18 protein-coding genes are annotated in these 20,675 nt (G+C 70.0%); 5 read left to right on the plus strand and 13 right to left on the minus strand.

Features of this window, described 5'->3' with window-relative positions; genetic code table 11:
* Positions 1–24: 24 nt before the first annotated feature.
* Positions 25–966, plus strand: coding sequence for an EamA family transporter (locus AC2ITM_RS21245; RefSeq protein WP_486470383.1), 942 nt, complete (start codon positions 25–27; stop codon positions 964–966).
* A gap of 137 nt (positions 967–1,103) precedes the next feature.
* Complete coding sequence (locus AC2ITM_RS21250; RefSeq protein ID WP_486470384.1) at positions 1,104–3,098, plus strand: oleate hydratase; 1,995 nt, start codon at positions 1,104–1,106, stop codon at positions 3,096–3,098.
* A gap of 46 nt (positions 3,099–3,144) precedes the next feature.
* Here AC2ITM_RS21250 and AC2ITM_RS21255 read toward each other — a convergent pair whose 3' ends face one another.
* The 7 genes from AC2ITM_RS21255 to AC2ITM_RS21285 form a co-directional block, all read right to left on the minus strand.
* Positions 3,145–4,011 carry a MurR/RpiR family transcriptional regulator gene (locus AC2ITM_RS21255; protein WP_486470385.1) on the minus strand — a complete coding sequence of 289 codons (867 nt, stop codon included), beginning with the start codon at positions 4,009–4,011 and terminating at the stop codon, positions 3,145–3,147.
* A 109-nt stretch (positions 4,012–4,120) separates the two neighbouring features.
* Positions 4,121–5,092, minus strand: a complete 972-nt coding sequence (locus tag AC2ITM_RS21260) for a hydroxyacid dehydrogenase (protein ID WP_486470386.1) — start codon at positions 5,090–5,092, stop codon at positions 4,121–4,123.
* Entirely contained in the window at positions 5,092–5,913 is an 822-nt protein-coding gene (locus tag AC2ITM_RS21265) for an HpcH/HpaI aldolase family protein (protein ID WP_486470387.1), read from the minus strand. Before AC2ITM_RS21265 ends, AC2ITM_RS21260 begins: the two co-directional genes overlap by 1 nt.
* A 19-nt stretch (positions 5,914–5,932) precedes the next feature.
* Positions 5,933–7,453, minus strand: a complete 1,521-nt coding sequence (locus tag AC2ITM_RS21270; protein WP_486470388.1) for a tripartite tricarboxylate transporter permease — start codon at positions 7,451–7,453, stop codon at positions 5,933–5,935.
* A 17-nt stretch (positions 7,454–7,470) separates the two neighbouring features.
* Positions 7,471–7,941: a tripartite tricarboxylate transporter TctB family protein gene (locus tag AC2ITM_RS21275; protein ID WP_486470389.1), complete on the minus strand. Its 471-nt coding sequence runs from the start codon at positions 7,939–7,941 to the stop codon at positions 7,471–7,473.
* Positions 7,942–8,031: 90 nt separating this feature from the next.
* A complete protein-coding gene (locus AC2ITM_RS21280; RefSeq protein ID WP_486470390.1) occupies positions 8,032–8,985 on the minus strand; it encodes a tripartite tricarboxylate transporter substrate binding protein in 954 nt (317 codons plus the stop codon).
* A 322-nt stretch (positions 8,986–9,307) separates the two neighbouring features.
* Positions 9,308–10,210, minus strand: a complete 903-nt coding sequence (locus tag AC2ITM_RS21285; protein ID WP_486470391.1) for a LysR family transcriptional regulator — start codon at positions 10,208–10,210, stop codon at positions 9,308–9,310.
* A 102-nt stretch (positions 10,211–10,312) separates the two neighbouring features.
* Here AC2ITM_RS21285 and AC2ITM_RS21290 point away from each other — a divergent pair, with 102 nt between their 5' ends.
* Both AC2ITM_RS21290 and AC2ITM_RS21295 read left to right on the plus strand, forming a co-directional pair.
* The gene (locus tag AC2ITM_RS21290; protein WP_486470392.1) at positions 10,313–11,071 is read left to right on the plus strand and encodes an SDR family NAD(P)-dependent oxidoreductase; all 759 of its coding nucleotides are present in this window, start codon (positions 10,313–10,315) and stop codon (positions 11,069–11,071) included.
* A 28-nt stretch (positions 11,072–11,099) separates the two neighbouring features.
* Entirely contained in the window at positions 11,100–11,834 is a 735-nt protein-coding gene (locus AC2ITM_RS21295; RefSeq protein ID WP_486470393.1) for an SDR family NAD(P)-dependent oxidoreductase, read from the plus strand.
* On the opposite strand, the gene AC2ITM_RS21300 is transcribed toward AC2ITM_RS21295, so the two are convergent.
* The 3 genes from AC2ITM_RS21300 to AC2ITM_RS21310 all read right to left on the minus strand — a co-directional run bounded on the left by AC2ITM_RS21300 (position 11,831) and on the right by AC2ITM_RS21310 (position 14,912).
* The gene (locus AC2ITM_RS21300) at positions 11,831–12,901 is read right to left on the minus strand and encodes a bifunctional transcriptional activator/DNA repair enzyme AdaA (RefSeq protein ID WP_486470394.1); all 1,071 of its coding nucleotides are present in this window, start codon (positions 12,899–12,901) and stop codon (positions 11,831–11,833) included. The genes AC2ITM_RS21295 and AC2ITM_RS21300 overlap by 4 nt on opposite strands.
* Positions 12,902–13,019: 118 nt before the next feature.
* Positions 13,020–14,348 (minus strand): RsmB/NOP family class I SAM-dependent RNA methyltransferase, encoded by a 1,329-nt coding sequence (locus AC2ITM_RS21305; protein WP_486470395.1) that lies wholly within the window; start codon positions 14,346–14,348, stop codon positions 13,020–13,022.
* A 177-nt stretch (positions 14,349–14,525) separates the two neighbouring features.
* Positions 14,526–14,912: an ester cyclase gene (locus AC2ITM_RS21310; protein WP_486470396.1), complete on the minus strand. Its 387-nt coding sequence runs from the start codon at positions 14,910–14,912 to the stop codon at positions 14,526–14,528.
* Positions 14,913–15,235: 323 nt separating this feature from the next.
* Here AC2ITM_RS21310 and AC2ITM_RS21315 point away from each other — a divergent pair, with 323 nt between their 5' ends.
* The gene (locus tag AC2ITM_RS21315) at positions 15,236–17,083 is read left to right on the plus strand and encodes an ABC transporter ATP-binding protein (protein WP_486470397.1); all 1,848 of its coding nucleotides are present in this window, start codon (positions 15,236–15,238) and stop codon (positions 17,081–17,083) included.
* 442 nt (positions 17,084–17,525) lie between these two features.
* Here AC2ITM_RS21315 and AC2ITM_RS21320 read toward each other — a convergent pair whose 3' ends face one another.
* From AC2ITM_RS21320 to AC2ITM_RS21330, 3 genes are all read right to left on the minus strand, one after another.
* Positions 17,526–18,521: a TRAP transporter substrate-binding protein gene (locus AC2ITM_RS21320; RefSeq protein ID WP_486470398.1), complete on the minus strand. Its 996-nt coding sequence runs from the start codon at positions 18,519–18,521 to the stop codon at positions 17,526–17,528.
* A gap of 61 nt (positions 18,522–18,582) precedes the next feature.
* Positions 18,583–19,692 (minus strand): Rieske 2Fe-2S domain-containing protein, encoded by a 1,110-nt coding sequence (locus tag AC2ITM_RS21325; RefSeq protein ID WP_486470399.1) that lies wholly within the window; start codon positions 19,690–19,692, stop codon positions 18,583–18,585.
* A 13-nt stretch (positions 19,693–19,705) separates the two neighbouring features.
* Complete coding sequence (locus AC2ITM_RS21330) at positions 19,706–20,665, minus strand: PDR/VanB family oxidoreductase (protein WP_486470400.1); 960 nt, start codon at positions 20,663–20,665, stop codon at positions 19,706–19,708.
* Between the last annotated feature and the right edge of the window lie 10 nt (positions 20,666–20,675).

Consider the following 20,675-nt stretch of genomic DNA (forward strand, 5'->3'; position numbering starts at 1 on the left):
TGCCCGCACCCCACGGAGGCCCGCATGTCGACAGTTCTGACCAATCCGGCAGGATCCCCGCCGCCAGGACCCATTCCGCCCAAGGATATGCCGGGGGACGGGGCCCGTCGCCTGCAGGGCTATCTGGCGATGGCGCTGACGGTGATCGTCTGGTCGGGCTTCGCCCTGTCGGCCCGGGCGGCGTCGGGATCGGCCCTGGCCTTCGGCGACATCGCGATGATCCGCGGGCTGGTGCCGATGCTGGTCTTTCTGCCCTTCCTGCCGGCGCGCTGGCAGATGATCCGCCGGGCCGGGCCCGGGCCCTGCCTGGTGATCGCCATCGGCGGCGGCGCCCCGTTCCTGTGGCTGGCCGCCAGCGGCGGCGCCGCGACCTCGGCCGCGCATGTCGGCGCGCTGATCGCGGGCACGATGCCGGTCTCGGCCGCGCTGCTGGGCGCGCTGATCTGGCGCCGCCTGCCATCGCGCCGCGAGGCGCTGGCCCTGGCATTGATCCTGGCGGGCGCCCTGCTGCTGATCCTGGGACAGCCGCTGCCCGGTACGGGGGCGGCGCGAGGGATCGCCCTGCTGCTGGGGGCCAGCCTGCTTTGGGCGGCCTTCACCCTGGCGCTGCGGGCTTCGCGGATGGATCCCATTGCCTGCGGGCTGACGGCCGCCATCCCCACCACGCTGGGGCTGGCGGTGCTGATGGGGCTGGGGGTGGTGCCGACGCGGCTGGGCCAGTTCAGCCTGCACGACGCCCTGCCCTTCATCGCGGCTCAGGGGCTGGGGGTCGGCGTGGTGTCCAGCCTGGCCTATGCCTTTGCGATCTCGCGGATCGGTCCGGCGCGCTGCGCGGCCCTGGGGGCCCTGGCCCCGGCGCTGACCGCCGTCCTGGCAATCCCGCTGCTGCACGAGGCCCTGACGCCGCTGATGCTGATCGCGCTGCTGACGGTCTGCGGCGGCGTGCTGCTGTCCCACCGCCGCTGAGGTCCGGTCGGCCAGCCCCCGCCGGGCCGCTCCCCCTGTGCGCCGATGACGCAGCGCCTCTGCCCCGCCGATCGGTCAGACATCGGCCAGGGGCCGGGGCGCACGCGCCCGCCCCCCGCCCGGAAAGGACCAATGACATGAGCCCCGCAGACATCCCCGGCTTTGACATCCCCCGCACCGCCCCCCAGGGCTTTGAGCACGAACCCGACGCCACCGGTGGCTACTGGCATCACCGGCCGCTCAACACCTTGCCGCCGCCGGATTTCATCGGGCCCTACGCGCGCCACCGCCCGCTGCCCACCCCCGGGATCGAGACCCGCCACGCCCATATCATCGGCGGTGGCATCGGCGGTCTGGCGGCGGCCTTCTACCTGATCCGCGACGGCCACATGCCCCCCGAAAACATCACCATCCTCGAGGAAATGCCGCAGGAGGGCGGCTCGATGGATGGGGCGGGCAACCCCGAGGACGGCTATATCGTGCGCGGCGGCCGCGAGATGAACTGGAACTACGACACCCTGTGGGATCTGTTCCAGGAGGTCCCCGCCGCCGAGCTGCCCGCGGGCTATTCGGTCCTCGATGAATACCGGATGGTCAACGACAACGACCCGAACCATTCGAAATCCCGGCTGATGCGCAATTGCGGCGAGGTGATGGATTTCACCGATTTCGGCCTGAGCCCCGCCCAGCAATGGGAAATGGTCCGCCTGCTGATGAAGCGCAAGGAGGACCTCGACGACATCGCGATCGAGGACTATTTCAGCCCCGGCTTCCTGAAAAGCAACTTCTGGTTCCTGTTCCGCTCGATGTTCGCGTTCAAGGATTGCCACAGCCTGCTGGAAGCCAAGCTCTACATGCACCGGTTCCTCGATTCCATCGACGGCTTCGGGGACATGTCGGTGCTGGTCTTCCCCAAGTACAACCAGTTCGACACCTTCATCAAACCGCTCTCGAAGATGCTGCGCGAGAAGGGGGTGAAGATGCAGTTCGGCACCCGCGTGCAGGATCTGGAGATGACCTTTGCGGGCGGCGACAAGACCGTGACCGCGATCCTTGGCACGCAGGATGGCGCGCCCCTCAGGATCCCCGTGGCGCCGGGGGATCTGGTCTTTGCGCTGACCGGCTCGATGACGGAAAACACCGCCTATGGCGATGCCGGTCGCGTGCCGCAGCTGACCGTCGGGCGCCATGATCCCGGCCCCGAAAGCGGCTGGGCGCTGTGGCAGGCGCTGGCGGAAAAATCCCCCGTCTTCGGCCATCCCGAGAAGTTCTTTGGCGACACGGGCCAGTCGATGTGGGAATCCGCCACGCTGACCTGCCGCCCCTCGGCGCTGACGGAACGGCTGGCGGCGCTGTCGGTCAACGATCCGCTCAGCGGGCGCAGCGCGACCGGCGGCATCATCACCTTCACCGATTCCAACTGGCTGCTCAGCGTCACCATCAACCGCCAGCCGCATTTCCCCGACCAGCCCAAGGATACCGTGGTGGTCTGGCTGTACGGCCTGCTGATGGACCGCCCCGGCAACCGCGTGGCGAAACCCATGCCCGACTGCACCGGCGCCGAGATCCTGGCCGAGCTGTGCCACCATCTGGGCATCCCCGAAGATCTCGATGCGGTGCTGGCGCAGACCAAGGTGCGCACCGCGCTGATGCCCTATATCACCGCGCAGTTCATGTGCCGCGCCGCCGGCGACCGGCCCCGCCCGGTGCCCGAGGGCTGCACCAACCTGGGCCTGATCGGCCAGTTCGTCGAGACCCGCAACGACATCATCTTCACCATGGAGGCCTCGATCCGGACGGCGCGGATCGGCGTCTACACCCTGCTGAACATCCCCAAGCAGGTGCCCGACATCAGCCCCACGCAATACGACATCCGCAACATGATCAAGGCGGCGCGGGCGATCAACAGCGGCAAGCCCTTCCCCGGGGAACGCCTGCTGCACCGGCTGCTGGACCGAACCTATTTCGCCCACATCCTGCCGCCCCTGCCCGAGGCGCCCTCGGACGGGGCGCTGCGCCACGAGGTCCGGCAGATCCTGGAGGCGGGGCTGGGCCGCGGCAGCGCCATGGCCGCCGAGATCGGCGGCTGGATCGGCAGGCTGCGCGACGGACCCCACGATCCCCGGCGCTGAGCGCCGCCGCGCGGGCCCCTGATCCCGGGGCCCGCGCGACCGGCATTCAGGTGCCGGTGACCGTGGGGATGCGGGGGTTCTCGGGATCGTGCTGGACCCGCGCCGCCACCGCCACGGTCAGCGCCTGCGCCAGGCACATCGGCGCGGCCAGCGACCGCGAGAAGGTATAGTCGTGCTCGGGGATGGCAAAAAGCACGGCTGCGGTCTTGGCCAGCGGCGACAGCGTGCTGTCGGAAATCGCGATCACCGGCACCCCGGCGGCGCCCGCCTCTTCGACGATATTGACGACCTCGGTCGCGTAAAAGCGGAACGACACTGCCAGCAGCACGTCGTCGGGGCGCATGGTGCGCGCCATATGGGTCGCCAGACCGCCGCCCTGCGACAACAGCAGGCAGCGCTTGCCCAGCATGGTCAGCACATAGCGCAACAGCTCCACCACCGGGGCCGAGCGCAGCTGGCCGATCAGATAGACCGTGCCCGCCCGTTCGATCAGATCGGCAGCGGCAGCCAGATCCCCGGCCGGGGTCTCCTCCAGCAGATCCTGAAGCGAGGCCATGTCGCGCACCACCAGATCCCGCAGAAAGCCGAATTCCGAACGGTCCTCGCGGTTCGCCAGATCGGCGCTGAGCGCGGCCTTGCGGGCCTCGAACCCCGGGGCGGCAGTGGCCAGGCGCTTGCGGAACAGCACCTGCAGATCCTTGAAGCCTCGGTAGCCCAGCGACTGCGCAAAGCGCACGAAGCTGGAGGCATGGATGCCGCATTGCGCCGCGATCGCCGTCACCGAAAGCACCGCCACGTCATTGGGATTTTGCGTCAGATAGACCGAGATCCGCTGGTAGGTGCTGCTCATCTGGTCGTGACGGTCGTGGATCTCTCGGATCAGGTCCTCGTAGGTTTCGGGCGGGGTCCGCATCGGGTCGGTCTTCCTCTGTGCCTGCGCAACCTCCTTAGCAACGGCGGGCAAGGCGGTGCAATATTCGTTGCATGCCGGGGGCTGATCAAGGGTCCGGCCCCGGCATCGGTCAGGCCGTGGCACGGGGTCGGTTGACCACCAGCCCCGGCTCGATGGTGCCCGCCAGAAAATCCAGCGCATTGCCGATCGCCGCCAGCGCCATGCGTTCGCTGCACTCGTTGGTCAGCCCGGCGATATGCGGCGAGAGCAGCACGTTCGGCAGATCGAACAGCGCCGAAGTCCCGTCGGGCGGTTCCGCATCGAAGACATCCAGGCCCGCCGCCGCCACCTGACCCGAACGCAGCGCCTGCGCCAGCGCCGCCTCGCAGACCACGCCGCCCCGGGCGGTGTTCGACAGGATCATCCCGGGCTTCATCGCCGCGAAGGCCTGGGCATCCAGCAGGGGCCGGGCGGCGCGCGGCACATGGACCGACAGGCAATCGGCCCAGCCCAGCCCCTCGGCCAGGGTGGTGACGGGGCGCACCGGCCCCTCGGGCCAGCCGGCGCCCTGCAGGAAGGGGTCGAAGGCGCGCACCTCCATGTCGAAACCCGCCGCCATCCGCGCCAGATGCCGCCCGATCCGCCCATAGCCCAGGATCAGCAGCCGCTTGCCGGAAACCTCGCGTTGCAGCAGCCGGTTGCGCCAGTTCCACTGGCCGGGCATGCGCACCGCCAGATCCGCCGCCCGGGCCTGCTTGGCCACCGCCAGAAGCTGCATCATCGCATGTTCCGCCACCGAGACCGAATTCACGTCACCAACGATGGTCAGCCCGATGCCACGCCGGTTCAACGCCTCCAGATCGACGGAATCGTACCCCACCCCATGCCGCGACACGACCCTGAGCCGCCTGGCCCGGGCGATGGTTTCCGCCCCGAGGGGCTGGGTGCGGATCACCAGCGCGTCGGCCTCGGCAATGCGCGCGGCGCAGGAGGCTTCCGAGACTTCGGTGATGTAATCCACCGTCACGCCCTGCGCCGCGACCTCGCGCAGCAGCGCCTCGCCTGCGGGATGCAGCTGCCCGGCCACCAGAAGACGGGTCATCAGTAGGCCCCTTTCACGGGTTCGGGGGCGGGGTCTGCCGGCGTCTCCTCGGTCAGGCGGCGCCAGGTCGCGACCGATTGCGCCGCCGCCGCCGCCAGCAGCCGCGTGTCCCCCGACACCGTCGTCATGTCAAAGCCCCAGCCCACGGCGCGCGCCGCGTATTCCGGCGTGCCGCAATGGATCGCCGCCTTCAGCCCGTTGCGCTTGCAGGCCGCCAGGATGGTCTGGATCGCCGCGATCACCTCGGGCTCCTCGCGGTCGAAGGCCGGGGTCAGCCGCCCTTCGGAAAGCGAAAACGCCAGATCCGCCGGGCCGATGTAGATCCCGTCGAGGCCCGGGGTCGCGGCGATCTCCTCAAGGTTTTCCATCGCCTCGGCGGTCTCGATCATGGCCCAGGCCAGGACCTCGCGGTTGGCCTCGGCGGCATAGTCGGCACCGGCGGCATAGACCGCGCGGGTCGGGCCAAAACTGCGTTCGCCCAGGGGCGGATAGCGCATGTAGCGCACGAAATCCTCGGCCTGGGCGCGGGTGTTGATCATCGGGCAGATGATGCCGTAGGCGCCCGCATCCAGCACCTTCATGATCCAGGCCGGATCCAGCCAGGGCACCCGCGCCATCAGCACCTTGTCCGAGGCGCGCATGGCCTGGAACATCGCCAGCACGTCCTTGTAATCGACCGCGCCGTGCTGGATGTCGATCGAGATCGCGTCATAGTCCTGCGCGGCCATGATCTCGGCGCCGAAGGGGCTGGCGATGGACAGCCAGCCGTGCAGCACGGGGCGGCCCTCGGCCCAGATCTGGCGCAGCTTGTTCTTCTTCATGGTCATTCCTCCGGGTCTGTCAGTGGGGCGCGCGCAGCGCGTCGGGGTCGGTGTCGGGGGTGGGGGCCTCGCGGTGGCGTTGCCACAGGACCACCCCCAGGAAGACGGCGGCCAGCAGCAGCAGGGTCAGGCTGATCGGCTGGCGCAGGAACTGCGTCCAGTCGCCGTTGAAGACCAGCATGCCACGGCGCAGGTTGGATTCCATCAGGCTTCCCAGGATCAGCCCCAGGATCACCGGCGCGGTGCCAAAGCCGTAACGGTTCAGGAAAAAGCCCAGCAGGCCGAAGCCGAACATCAGCCAGACCTCGAACAGCGATCCGTTGACCCCGTAGACGCCGATCACGCAGAACATCAGGATCATCGGCATCAGCAGGCGGAACGGCACCTGAAGGATGCGGATGAACAGGCGGATGCCCAGCAGCTGGGTCAGGAACATCACCACATTGGCCAGAAGGAAGGCCAGCAGGATGCCGTAGAACAGCGTCGCCTGCTGCTCGAACAGGCCCGGGCCCGGGCGCACGCCCTGTATCGTCAGCCCGCCCATCAGCACGGCGGTCGCCACCTCTCCGGGCACGCCCAGCGTCAGCATCGGGATCAGCGCGCCGCCCGCCGTGGCATTGTTGGCGCTTTCCGAGGCGATGACGCCATCGGGATGGCCGGTGCCGAATTTCTCGGGCGTCTTCGACATGCGCCGCGCCTGGTCATAGGACAGGAACGACGCGATCGAGCCCCCGGCCCCCGGGATCGCGCCGATCACCGTGCCGATCACCGTCGAGACCGAGATCACCTTCCAGCCCCGCGCCAGCAGACGCCAGGGGATATGGGCGGCGCGCGGCTGGGCCATGGCCTCGGGCGGGGTGGTCAGGCCGGTGCGCTCGGCGATGTCCTGAAGCACCTGCGACACTGCGAAAAGGCCGATCAGCGCCGGCAGCAGGCCGATGCCGGTGATCAGCGCCGGCTGGCCTGCGGTAAAGCGCAGCACGCCGGTCATCGGGTCCGATCCCACCGTCGCCAGCCCCAGCCCCAGCAGCCCCGCCGCCACCCCGCGCAGCACCGATCCCGACGAGACCGAGGCGATGATGACGATGCCGAAGACGCCCAGGGCAAAGAACTCGGCCGGGCCGAAGGCCAGCGCGAAGCGGGCGATGGGCGGCGCGAAGAGGATCAGGAACAGCGCCCCGATCACCCCGCCGATGAAGGAGGAGGCCAGCGCCAGGCCCAGGGCCTCTCCGGCGCGGCCGTTGCGCACCATGGGAAAGCCGTCAAGCGTGGTGCAGACCGACGAGGGCGTGCCGGGGATGTTGAGCAGCAGCGCCGGGATCGCGCCCCCGGCAATGGCGCCGCAGAACGCACCCAGCAACATCCCCATGCCCATGATCGGCCCCATGCCGAAGGTCAGCGGGATCAGCAGCGCGATCGCCATGGCCGCCGACAGGCCCGGCAGCGCCCCCATGATCAGCCCCAGAAGCGTGCCCGCCAGGATGCCCAGCAGCACCCGCAGATCGGCGACCATCGCCAGGGAATCCAGTAACATGTCCATCCGGTGTCTCCTTTCGCTTACGGGAAGACCAGGCCGAAGCCACGGGTGAAGATCAGGTAAGAGGCCAGCGCCACCAGCACCGAGAACAGCGCCGCCCCCGCAAGCCCCTTCCAGGTCGGGCGGGGGGCGGCGGGTTCCAGCAGGCGGGTGCACAGCAGCACCGCCAGGAACAGAAAGCCGATGGTTGCGGGCAGGAAGCCCAGCCAGCCAAGCGCCGCCAGATAAAGGCCCAGCAGCCCCGCCGTACCCGCCAGCCCCAGGGCCCGCAGGCCGTGCAAGGCGGGCCCGCTGTGCGAACCGGCCCGCGCCGCCCGCAGGTCCTGCCACAGCAGTGCCAGCATCACCACGACACCCAGGCCGCTGATCACGCCGGGAAAGGCGCCGGGGCCGATGCCCATGCCGCCCTGCGGCAGGCCCCGCGCCGCCACCGCCCCACCCAGGGCCAGCACCAGCAGCGCCAGGTCGAAAAAGATCTTGCCCGAAAGCATGTCACATCCCTCCTGTCCATGTCCCGGGCCATGCGGGCCCGGGGGGCGCAACGCCGGGCCGCAGATGCCCGGCGCGGATCCTGGGGCCCCTCACTGGGCCGCCACGGCTTCGGTCAGCGGCAGGAACAGATCCTGCGCCTGACGCACGAAGGCCTGCAGGTCGTCGCCGTAGATCGGGTTCAGGTCAAAACCCAGATTGGCCATGGTCTGGCGGAACTCCGGGTCCGCGACCGCGGTCTTCAGCGCGTCTTCCCAGCGGGCCAGGATTGCCGGATCCACCCCCTTGGGCGCCGCGATCCCGCGCCATTGCGCCGTCGTCAGATCGACGCCCAGATCCTTGAACAGCGGCACATCCGGCAGCAGCGCCGAGGGCGAGGTCGCCGCCAGCGGGATCAGCCCACCGTCGCCCTCGATCGCGGCGGCGGCATCCGAGGGTTGCAGCACCACGCCGTCGATATGCCCGCCCAATGCCGCCGCCGCCGCATCGGCATTGCCGCCATAGGGAATGAAATTCGCCTTCAGGCCCAGGTCCCGTGCCATGGCGATGGTCATGATATGCCCCGAAGAGCCCACCCCCGCGACCCCCAGCGTCACCGGCTTGTCCTGCGAGGCGGCGATGAAGCTTTGCAGATCGCTCCAGCGGTCCGAGCGGGCGACGGTCAGCACATAGGGTTCTTCGGTGATGCGGGCGATATAGTCGAAATCATCGGCCTTGAAGGGCACGTTGCCCATGCCCACCAGCGTGAAGACGGCGTTCAGCGGCACCGTGACGGTATAGCCGTCGGGCCGCGCCGCCAGCGCCTGCATATAGCCCACCGCCCCGCCGCCCCCGGCGACATTGCGCACCACCACATCGGTGCCAAGCGCCGCTTCCAGCGGCCGCTGCAGCGCCCGGGCAAAGCTGTCGGCCCCGCCGCCGGCGCTGTAGGGCACGATGATAGTCACGGGCTTTGCGGGAAACTCCCGCGCCCGGGCCGCCGGGGTCAGAATGGAAACGGCCAGCGTCAGCCCAAGGGCCGCGGCCTTCACGAGGTTCGCGATCATGATGTCCTCCCAGTGATCAGGCCCGGCGGGCGCGCGTCGGCGCACCCGGCAGGCCGGGGGCCCCGGCCCTGCGCCGGAAGCCTGTGGTGATGTCGATTGTCCTGTGCGTCCCCCGGCCCGCCACCTCCTGCGGGGGCGGGGACGCATCCTCCCGTCCTGGCGGACTGCTACAACCGCCACGGTCACATTGCAACGTTTATTGCCAACATTGCAATATGCAATTTTCAAATCAAAGCAGATCCGGCCACCCCGCCGCAACGCCCCCCAGTCCAAAGCACTGGTCCCTCGGGGAAAGGGCAGCGCGGGCGCCCGGACCCTCTGGTCAGGCGGGCGCGATACCGTGCGACGCGGCAAAGGCCGTGGTGGCGAAGGTCACGAAGCTGCGCAGCCGCGGAGTCATCAGGCGGTCACGGTAATACAGCAGCCACATCGGGCGCTCGCCCAGCTGCCAGTCGGGCAGCAGGCGGACCAGCCGGCCGGCCTCCAGGTCCTGGCGCAGCAGGATCTCGGGTTGCAGGATCAGCCCCAGCCCGGCTTGCGCCGCCACCCGCACCGCCTGACCGCTGTTGACCGTGACCTGCCGGGGCGGCGTCACCTCGACCGTCTGCCCGTCGCGCGCAAAGCGCCAGGGCAGCCCGGCCGAGGGCGTGAAGGCGATGGCCTCGTGCCGGGCCAGCGCCTCGGGGTGGTCGGGCAGGCCCCGGCGCGCCAGATAGGCCGGCGCGGCGCACAGCACCATCCGGTATGGCGCGAGCGGCCGGGCAATGACGCTGCTGTCGGGCATCGCCCCAATGCGGAACGCCAGGTCAAAGCCCTCTTCCACCAGATCAACGTTGCGATCGGTCAGGGTGATGTCGATCTGCACATCGGGCGCGCTGTCGCGATAGGCGCCAAGCGCGGGCATCAGCGCCTCGGCGCCAAAGGTCGTGGGCGCGGTGATCCGCAACCGGCCGCGGAGGCGGCTTTGCTGCAGCTCGGCCGCCTCGTCCGCCAGGGCGATACGCTCCAGGATGTCGCGGCATTGCTCCAGGTAGCGGGCGCCGAAATCCGTCAGGCTTTGCCGACGGGTGGTGCGGTTCAGCAGACGGGTCCCCAGCCGGGCCTCCAGCGCGGCCAGCTGCTGGCCCACCATCGCCGGCGACAAACCCAGCTGGACCGCAGCGGCGCTCATCGAGCCCGCCTGAACCGTCGCCACAAAGGCCTGCATCCCGCGCACCAGATCCATTCCCTGAAATTCCCATCAAATGATTCAAATGTTCCGCCAATTATCGCGATCAAAGGATGGAATTACAACGGCTGCACCCGATATCCGACAGAGGACACCATCATGCAGCCACGCTTTGCCGGGCGAACCATCCTTGTCACCGGCGCCGGAACCGGCATGGGGCGCGCCGCCGCGCGACGCCTGGCCCAAGAGGGCGCCCGGACCATCCTGGTGGGGCGCCGGGCCGCGCCGCTCGAAAGCCTCGCAGCCGAGATCGCCTTGGCGGGGGGGACGGCGCTGGCCCTGCCCTGCGACATTTCCAACCCGGCCGCCGTGCAGGCGATGGTACGGCAGGCGGCAGATCCGCAGGGCCGGATCCACGGCCTGTTCGCCAATGCCGGGGTGCTGGGGACGTTCCAACCGCTGGCCGGGACCCAGGTCGCCGACATCGCGGCGCTGAGCGCGACCAATCTGCTGGGCACCTTCCAGACCCTGCAACTGTGTCTGCCGGCGCTGCAGGACGGGGCGATCGTGGTGAATGCCTCCTGGACGGCGACCGGCGTGATGCCCGGCGCCGGGGCCTATGCCGCCACCAAGGCGGCGCTGCTGGCCCTGGTGCGCACACTGGCGCTGGAACAGGGCCCGCGCGGCCTCAGGGTCAACAGCATCAGCCCGGGGATCATCGTGACGGCGATGGCCGAGGCGGCGCTGGATCCGGCCGTGGCCGCGCGGCTGGCCGCCCACAGCGCCCTGGGCCGCAACGGCACCCCCGAGGATATCGCGGGCACCGTGGCCTGGCTGCTGTCCGACGACGCCCGCTTCGTGACCGGCCAGGACATCCTGGTCGATGGCGGCTTCACCCTGGGCGGCGCGCGCCTGTAACCCCGAAACCAACCGAAAGGACAATCCGATGGACCTGGGACTGCGTGGCAAGCGCGCCATCGTCACCGGCGGCAGCGCCGGCATCGGCGCCGAGATCGTGACCCTGCTGGTGCAGGAAGGGGCCGAGGTCGCCTTCTGCGCCCGCACCCCGGCGCGCATCGACCGCCTGTGCCGCCGGCTGCAGGCCGGGGCCGGACCCGGCCAGGCGCATGGCACCGCCCTTGATGCGACGGATCGCGCAGAACTCGCGGGCTGGCTGGACGGCATCGGGCCCTTTGACATCGCAATCGCCGGTGTCAGCGCGCTGTCCGGCGACTGGCAAGCCGCCCTCGGTACCGATCTGCAGGGCACCCTCGCCCTCATCGAGGAAGCCTCGGGGCGGATCCGCGACGGTGGCGCGATCACCTATGTCGGATCGAAGGCCAGCGGCATCGCCACGCCCGGCTTCGAGGCCTATGGCGCGGTCAAGGCGGCGATGGTGCATTATGCCAAATCGGCCGCCAGCCGGGTGATTGCCCGCGGCGTCCGCGTCAACGTCGTCTCGCCCGGCGATACCTTCGTGGATGGCGGCTTTTGGGACCATATCCGGGCCAGCGCCCCCGAGATCCACGCCGCAGCCATCGCTGGCAACCCGCTCGGGCGGCTGGCCCGCCCCGAGGAAATCGCCCGCGTCGCGGTTTTCCTGTCCAGCCCCGCCGCCAGCTTTGTCAGCGGTGCGAACTGGCATGTCGATGGCGGCGCGGGTGGTCATGTCCGCTTCTAGCCGCCCGGGTCTGGCGGCAGGGCCAGCTGGCGCTCGATCTCGATCAGGCGCTGCTTGCGCCACAGGCCGCCGCCATAGCCGGTCAGGCTGCCGTCGGCGCCGATGACACGGTGGCAGGGGATCATCAGCGCGATCTGGTTGGCGCCGTTGGCCCGCGCCACGGCGCGGCTGGCCGAGGGTCGACCGGTCTGCCGCGCCAGGTCGGAATAGCTGCAGGTCCAGCCTGGCGGGATCTCTCTCAGGGCGGCCCAGACCTGCCGGGTGAAGGCACTGCCCGCCAGTGCCAGCGGCGTGCGGAACCTGCCCGAGCGTCCGGCGAAATAATCTGCCAGCTCGGCCGCGGCCTGCTCGGTCGCGGGCAGGGCACCGATCCCGATCCCCTGTTTCGAGGCCGTCTGCAGCCGGGCCAGCTCGGCCGGCAGGGCCGGGCGATCGGTGAATTCCAGCAGGTGCAGGTGGCTGCGGCTGCCCACTGCGATCATGTCGCCAAGGGGCGTCGGGATCCAGGTGGCCTGCAGCAGCCGCCCCGGTCGCAGATCCGCCGGGGCACAGCCCAGCAACCGGGCAAAGGCCGCGCGAAAGGCACTGGGAGAGTCAAAGCTGGCCTCGTGCTGGGCGGTGATCACCTTGCCCCCCTCGGCCAGCGTGCGGAACCCGGCGCGCAGGCGGCGCAGGCGGGCCATTTCCAGGAAGGTCATGCCGAACTGCCGCTTGAAGCTGCGCCGCACCGTCGAAGGGTCATGACCCAATTCGGCGACATGGCGTTCCGACCAGCGCCGGTCGGGCTGCGCCTCCAGCGCCTCCAGCAGGGCGGCGATGGTCGGATCGGCCAGCGCGGCCGCCTGCATAGGATGACAGCGCTTGCAGGGCCGGTAGCCTGCCTCGAGGCAGGCGGCGATGGTGGGGTGGAAGGTGCAGTTCTCGCGGCGGGGCTTGCGGGCCGGACAGGTCAGCCGGCAGAACACCCCCGTCGAGGCGACGCAGACAAAGACCTGCCCGTCATAGCGCGCATCGCGGGCCAGAAGGGCATCATAAAGGGTGTCGGGGTCAGGAAGATCGAACAGCATGCCCCGACCCTAGCCGCCCGCGCCGCATCCTGCCGCCGTTTTTCGGGCGTCTATTCGCGATTTCCGCGCCCGGGTCCCGCGGCAGGGCCAGCCCCCCTGCGCGCGCCCGCCGCCCGTTTCAGGCAACCTCTCCAGCGTCGGGCGCCGGGGCCTCGGCCCGCTGCAGGACCGCGGCAAAGAAGCCGTCGGTGTCGTGGCGGGCGGGCGTCAGCGACAGAAACTCGGGATGGGCCGAGCCCTGCAGCTGCGGCGCGACCGCGCGCAGCGGCACCACCTGGAAATCGGCATGGGCGGCCAGGAAGGCCGTCACCTGCGCCTCGTTCTCCTCGGGCAGCAGGGAACAGGTGGCATAGACCAGTCGCCCGCCGGGCCGGACCAGCCGCGCCGCACTGGCCAGGATCCGCGCCTGCAGCGCCACCAGCGTGTCCAGCCCCTGGTCTTCCGCCGGGCGCCAGCGGGCATCGGGATTGCGCCGCCAGGTGCCGGTGCCGCTGCAGGGCGCATCCACCAGCACACGGTCAAAGCCGCCCTTGTGGCGTTTCACCCAGCGGTCGGTCTCGCTGGCCAGAAGGCGGGTTTCGGCATTGTGGACGCCAGCCTTGCGGAACCGCTCGGCCGAGCGTTTCAGCCGCCCCTCGTTGACATCGCAGGCGATGATGCGGCCCTTGTTGGCCATCTGCGCCGCAATCGCCAGGGTCTTGCCACCGGCGCCGGCACAGAAATCCACCACCCGCTCGCCCGGGCGGGCCTCCAGAAGCTGGGCCACCAGCTGCGAGCCCTCATCCTGGATCTCCAGCGCGCCGCTGCGCAGCGCCGGCAGTCGGGCCAGCGACAGCCGTTCCCGCAGGCGGATGCCCTGCGGCGCCAGCTCCGAGGCCTCGGGGTGCAGGCCCAGATCCTTCAGCTCCCGCAGCATGTCCGGGCGGTTGGCGCGCAGCGTGTTGACCCGCAGATCCAGCGCAGGCGGCGTCAGCAGCGCGGCCATCTCGGGGGCGAAGGACGCACCGAAGCGGCGCCGCAGCGCGTCCAGCGCCCAGTCCGGGCATTCCACGCGCACCTCTTCGGGCATGGCGGGATGTTCGATCGTGCCCCCCTGCAGCTTGACCAGCAGCGACTGTTCGGCCGCATCCAGCGGCGCGGGGGCGAAGGGCGCACCGCTGAACAGACGGCCGATCTGGTCCGGCCTGCGCCCCTCGGCCAGCACCAGCCAGGCCAGCATCCGGTGGCGGGGCGTGTCGGCGCGGCCGTGACGCTGCAGCCACCAGCCCAGCCGCGCGCGGTGCCGCAGCAGGGCCGCGAGGCGCTCCAGGATATCGCCGCGGTCGTGGTCCTCCAGCTTGCGCCGGCCCCGCAACCAGGCCGAGATGACGGCATCCGCCGGACGGGCGACGCGGTCGACGTCTTCCAGAAGGTCAAGAGTGGCTTGCAGGCGGGCGGCAGGGGTCATGGTCGGACAGTCAGCTTGGGGCACGAGGGAACGGGCGAAGGCGGCCCCGTCGGGGGCAGCGGCGGCCTTGCGGCCATGAGGGGTGCTTACTGGCAGGCCCGGGGTTTGGAAACCGGCATTTTGCGGCCCCGAGCCGGATCGCGGCGGCATCCGGCAGCGGACCCGGCCTGACGCCGGTCAGATCTGATCCCCGATCGCCGCCTTGTCGATGACCGAGCAGACGGCCTGGATCAGCGGCCCATCGTAGGTATAAAAGACGTTTTCGGTAAAGCGGACACGGCGGCCCTGCACCGGCCAGCCGAACAGGATGCCCTTCGGGTGGCAGTCGAAGGCCAGGCGGCTGGCCACCACCGGCGGATCGCAGATCACCTGCACCGCCCGGAACGCCAGGTCTGGAATGGCCTCGAAATCGCCGATCAGCATGTCTCGGTAGCCCTCCAGCCCGATCTGCCGGCCATTGTAGAGCACCGTTTCGGCCACATGGCGCCCCAGCCCGGCCCAGTCCTGGCGGTTCAGACAGTCCAGATAGCCCGCATAGGCCCCGATCAGCGCATCCCGTGTCATCCGCCCCCCCTCCCATGGCTGGCCCGGCCCCAGCCTAGCAGCCCCCGGCCCCCGGCGCACGCCCACATCGGCCCGCAACCCTGGCCCGGGGATCGCAGGGCGGTCGACGGCTGGCCAGGGTCCAACGTCCCGGGCAACCGAACCGGCTGTGGCCCGGCCGGGTGCCCCGCGCGCGCCGGGCGCCGTCGTGGACGCCGCGGCCCATGCACGTGACGGGGCCTTGCCCCCTCAGCCACGCAACCCCGGGCCGAGCGATGACAAGACGCGCGCCACGGCCTAGGGTCCGGCAACCGTCCCGCCGCAACCTGCCCGAGGTCCCCCTGATGTTTGCCTGGTTCGAACGCCGCATCGACCCCTACCCCGCGCATCCCCCCGAGATGCCGCCCCGTGGTTTCCTGCGCTTCATCGTGCATTTCAGCCGGGGCGCCCTGCCCTGGCTGGGGCTTCTGGCGCTTGGCTCGGGGCTGATCGCGCTGGTCGAGGTGATGCTGTTCGGCTGGCTGGGCGATCTGGTCGACAGCCTTTCTACCACCCCGCGCGAGGTCTTCTGGCAGCAGCAGGGCCTGCATGTCGCGCTGATGGCGGTGGTGCTGCTGGTGCTGATGCCGGTGCTGACGGTGCTGTCGTCCATGGTGCTGCACCAGACGCTGATGGGCAATTTCCCGCAGCGCATCCGCTGGCAGGCGCATCGCTACCTGCTGCGCCAGTCGATCGGCTATTTCCAGGATGAATTCGCCGGCCGGATTTCCCAGCGGCTGATGCAGACCGCGCTGGCCGTGCGCGAGGTGGCGATGAAGACGATGGACGTGGGCAGCTACGTGCTGATCTACTTTGTCGGTGCGCTGGTTCTGGCGGCCGGTCAGGACTGGCGGCTGGCCCTGCCCTTCGTGCTTTGGGCGCTGGCCTATGGGGCAATGCTGTGGCAGATCGTGCCGCGGCTGGGCGCCGTGGCCCAGGCCCAGGCCGATGCCCGCAGCGCCATGACCGGGCAGATCGTCGACAGCTACACCAACATCGCCACGGTCAAGCTGTTCTCGCATTCCGACCGCGAAGAGCGCTGGATGCGCGACGGCATGGACCGCTTTCTGGCCACCGTGCACCGGCAGATGCGTCTTTCCAGCCTGCAGGACGTGGTGCTGAACCTGATCAACGTCTGGCTGGTGGGATCGGTCGCGGGGCTGGGGCTGTGGCTGTGGACCACCGGCCAGGTCGAGGTCGGCGCGGTCGCCGTCGCCGTGCCGCTGGCGCTGCGCCTCAACAACATGGCGCACTGGATCATGTGGGAATTCGCCGCCCTGTTCGAGAACGTCGGCACCGTGCGCGACGGCATCACCAGCCTGGCCCTGCCGCGCGAGGTCCGCGATGCCCCCGACGCCCCCGCGCTGCGTCCGGGCGCCGGAGAGATCCGCTTTGACAACGTCGTCTTCCGCTACCGCGCGCAGGAGGGCACGAAGCCGCTGGCGGTGCTCGACGGGCTCAGCCTGGTGCTGAGGCCCGGCGAACGCGTCGGCGTCGTCGGGCGCTCGGGGGCGGGCAAGTCGACGCTGATCAACCTGCTGCTGCGCTTCCACGACCTGGAGGGCGGCCGGATCAGCATCGACGGCCAGGACATTTCGCGGGTCAGCCAGGAAAGCCTGCGCGCGGCGATCGGGGTGGTGACGCAGGACAGTTCCCTGCTGCACCGCTCGGTCCGCGAGAACATCGCCTATGGCCGCCCCGAGGCCAGCGACGCCCAGATCGCGGCCGCCCTGCGCACCGCCGAGGCCGACGGCTTTGTGCCGATGCTGACCGACAGCGCCGGTCGCCGGGGTCTTGAGGCCCATGTCGGCGAACGCGGCGTGCGCCTGTCGGGCGGCCAGCGCCAGCGCATCGCCATCGCCCGCGTCGCCCTGAAGGACGCCCCGATCCTGGTCCTGGACGAGGCCACCAGCGCCCTCGACAGCGAGGTCGAGGCCGCCATCCAGTCCCGGCTTGAGGTGCTGATGCAGGGCAAGACGGTGATCGCCATCGCCCACCGGCTGTCGACCATTGCCGCGATGGACCGGCTGATCGTGATGGATGCGGGCCGGATCGCCGAACAGGGCACCCATGCCGAGCTGCTGGCCGCCGGCGGCCTTTATGCCCGGCTCTGGCAGCGGCAGTCGGGCGGGTTCCTCGACCCGCAGGCCTGAGGCCGCCTCTGGCACCCGGGTCGCCCGCGCGGCGCGGCCGGTGCCACCGCCGGGCCCGGGCGATCCGTTGCGCGGCCCCCTCGGCGGGCCCGGTTCAGGCCGGACGCGCCGAAGATCCGGGCCGACGCCTTGTGCCCGGGGCCGGACCAAAGGCGGGCCCGGCGCAGGCCGGTCGGCGGGTGGCCGGAGATGCGGGCAGGGCCGCATTGCACGGCCCTGCCCGCATCCCGACATCCCGACATCCCGACATCCCGACATCCCGACATCCCGACATCCCGACATCCCGACATCCCGACATCCCGACATCCCGACATCCCGACATCCCGACATCCCGACATCCCGGCCGCACGTCCCGCCCCCTGGGGGCGGGGCGCGGCCGGGAACGGACCCGCCGCTCAGGGCGCCTGGCCAAGCCCCCCGCGGCGGCGTGCACCGCCCCGGCCTAGGGCTGCAGCGCGCCGCCCTTTGTCAGGGCCGCGACAGTGGCCTGCAGGCCGTCTTCGGACGCCGCCTCCAACGCCCGCCGGGTCGCCGCCAGCGACAGGCTGTCAAAGGCCTGGGCCTGCGCCGCATCCAGCGTGATCACCTGGCCACCCCCGTCGGCGAAATGCTGCAGCGCCTGCGTCTCCATGGCCTGGCTCGCGGCATAGCCGTTGCGCCCCATCGTCCGGCCCGCCTCCAGCAGCGCCTGCTGCTGGGCCTCGGGCAGGTCGTCGAAGACCGCCCGGCCCATGATCACGAAAAACGGCGAGGCGGTCGACTGCATGCCGCGCGTCACATGGCGCGCCACCTCGTCCAGCCGGAAGGTGGTCAGCGCCGAGGCATCGATCAGCGCGCCGTCGATCACCCCGGTCTGCATCCCGTTGTAGATGTCGGTCACCGGCATCGACACCGGCGTGGCCCCCCAGGCCTCGGCGATCCGGCCGGCATTGCGCGACGGCACCCGCAGCTTCAGGCCCGCCAGCTGCTCTGGCCGGGTGATCGCCGCGCTGCGCGTCAGGATCAGGTTCTGCGTATTGGGCCACAGCGCCACCAGCCGCACCCGCCGGTAGTCCCGCGCCAGATCAGCGCGATGCGCCTCCAGATAGGGCATCGGGTCCTGCGGCGGCAGCAGGCCCGGAAGCTCCAGCAGCAGTGTCGCCGGGAAGGACGAGGCCGTGTAACCCGGCAGGCCAAAGCCCAGATCGGTCACCGAATCCATCACCCGGCTGAACTGCTCGACCGGCCCCGCCCCAAGCGCACCGCCATGGTAAAAGGCGATGGTCAGCGCCCCGTCGGTCCGCGCCGCGACCTCGGCGCCGAAGGGCGCGAAGGCCGCCTGGGTATAGGGGTGGCTCTCGGGCATGAAATTGGCAAACTTCAGCTCCTCCGCCTGGGCCTGCCCCAGCCACAGGGCGGCCAGCGCGGCCCCCGGCAGCAGTCTTGCAAAAATCGACATCCTGTTCCTCCCTTGTCGATATCGCAGCCCCCCGGAATCCCCCGGGGGGCCTTCGGTCCTGTCAGGCGCCCTGCTCGGCCATGGCCAGCCGGTACAGGATCCGGCGGGCCATCAGGCCGGGCTTGTCGGGCGCAAAGCTCAGATCGCATTGCTGGGGATCGCGGTCGCCCAGGACCACGTCGGTGATCCATTCCAGCGCCTCGACATCCTCGCCATAGGCCTGGGCATGGGCCTGGAGCATGAACGTGTCGATCTCGGCATCGCCGGTGCGGTAGTCGCGGGAATTGAACCACCAGTAGTGGATGGAATTGTTCGTTTCCGGCGTGAAGCAGTGGGTGATGTTGAACTTGTAAAGGGACGGCGCATCACCATCGGGGGCCGGATCACGCACACGGGCATAGGCGGTGTGCACCGCCGGCGAGACAAAGCGCGCCTCCGAGGTGCGGTCCACCCGCTTGTGCATGGTCTTCGTCGGGATGCCGTAGACACCGGGGGGCGGAGAGTTCTCCAGCTTGCGGTGGATCACGACCTGGTTGTCCTCGGTGCTGACGCGCAGCGAAGAGCGCGCATATTCCGGGGTGCCGACGGTGCCGGGATGCAGGAAGGGGAAATGGGTCTGGTCGATCAGGTTCTCGTGCATCGCAACGTAGTCGGTGCGGATGTGGAACCCGCCGGTCACCGTGCCCCAAGCGGGATCGGCCAGCCAGCCCAGATCGGGGATCAGGGATTCATCGGCAAGATCCGGGGCCCCCATCCAGATCCAGGTCAGCGGGCCACGATCCGCGATCGGGTAGGTGGCAACGCAGACATTGGCCGGCACGTTGGAAACGGCGGGCAGGTTCACGCACAGGCCCTCGGTGTCGAATTCCATGCCGTGGTAGCCGCAGATCAGCCGGTCACCTTCCAGGCGCCCCTTCGACAGCGGAAAGGCGCGGTGCGGACAGCGGTTGCGCATCGCCACCGGTGCGCCGGCTTCGGTGCGGTACATGACGACATCCGTGTCCAGCAGCCGCCGCGCCAGCGGCGTGCGGCCGATCTCTTCGCGCCGGGCGCAGACGTACCAGCAATTGCGGATCAGCGGGGTTTCGTGGTTCGCGAAATTGCCGCTGTCGTGGGGCTCCATCGCAGCGAAAACGACTTCGTCGCGGGTGGGGGAAAAATCTTCGGCCATTGGGTTCGTCTCCTCAGATATCAAGGTCGATGCGGTCGCCTTCGGGACGGGAACAGCAGATGGCGAGGCGGGTCATCTCGGCCTTCTCTCCTCCGGTCAGGTAGTGATCGCGGTGGTCGATGGCGGTGGGGCGCAGCAGGTTGGTGACGCACAGGCCGCATTCGCCGCGTCGGCAATCGGAATAGGTCTCGAGCCCGGCACCCTCCAGCGCATCAAGGATCGTCATCCCCGCACCCACCTGAACGACGCGACCGTCGGTCACATGCACCTCCAGCGGCTGGTCCTCGGGGCGGTGCGCGGCATTGAAAATTTCCTGTCGGATGCGCCCGGGCGCCCAGCCCAGAGAAACCGCGGCGTCATGCAGCGCACCCAGCATCGGCGCCGGTCCGCAGGCATGGACGATGCAGCCATCGGGTTGCGCGGCCAGCAGGGCGCGCAGGTCGGGCACGCCGCCCACCTGCAGCGTGACGCGATCCCCGCCCATCGCCTGCACCGCATCGGCATAGGCCATCGCCGCCCGGTCGCGCCCGGCATAAAGCATCCGCACCGGCACGCCCCGCAGCAGGCAGGACCGCAGCATCGGCAGCATCGCGGTAATTCCGATGCCGCCCGCCACCAGCAGCACCGGCGCCCCGGTATCGGCCAGCCGGAACGGCGTCTGCGCCCGCGAAATCTGCACCTGCACGCCCTCGCGGAACATGCGGTGAATGAAATCCGACCCCCGCTGCCGCGCCTCGCGCTGGACGGCGATGCGCCAGAAAGGTTCAGCGCGCGGCTGCAGGTCCAGCGGTCCGACCAGGGAATAATGCCGCAGGAAACGCCCCTCGGGGCCGCCAAAGCGCAGCTCCACATGGGCGCCGGCACGGGCGGGCGGCAACGCCGAGCCGTCAGGCAGGCCGATCAGGAATTCGGCGATGCGATCGCTCAGCGGGCGACGCGACAGGATGGTGGCGGGTTGGAAACGTTGGCTCATCCGGGCCTCC

This window comes from Pseudooceanicola sp. NS-SX9, assembly GCF_057380705.1.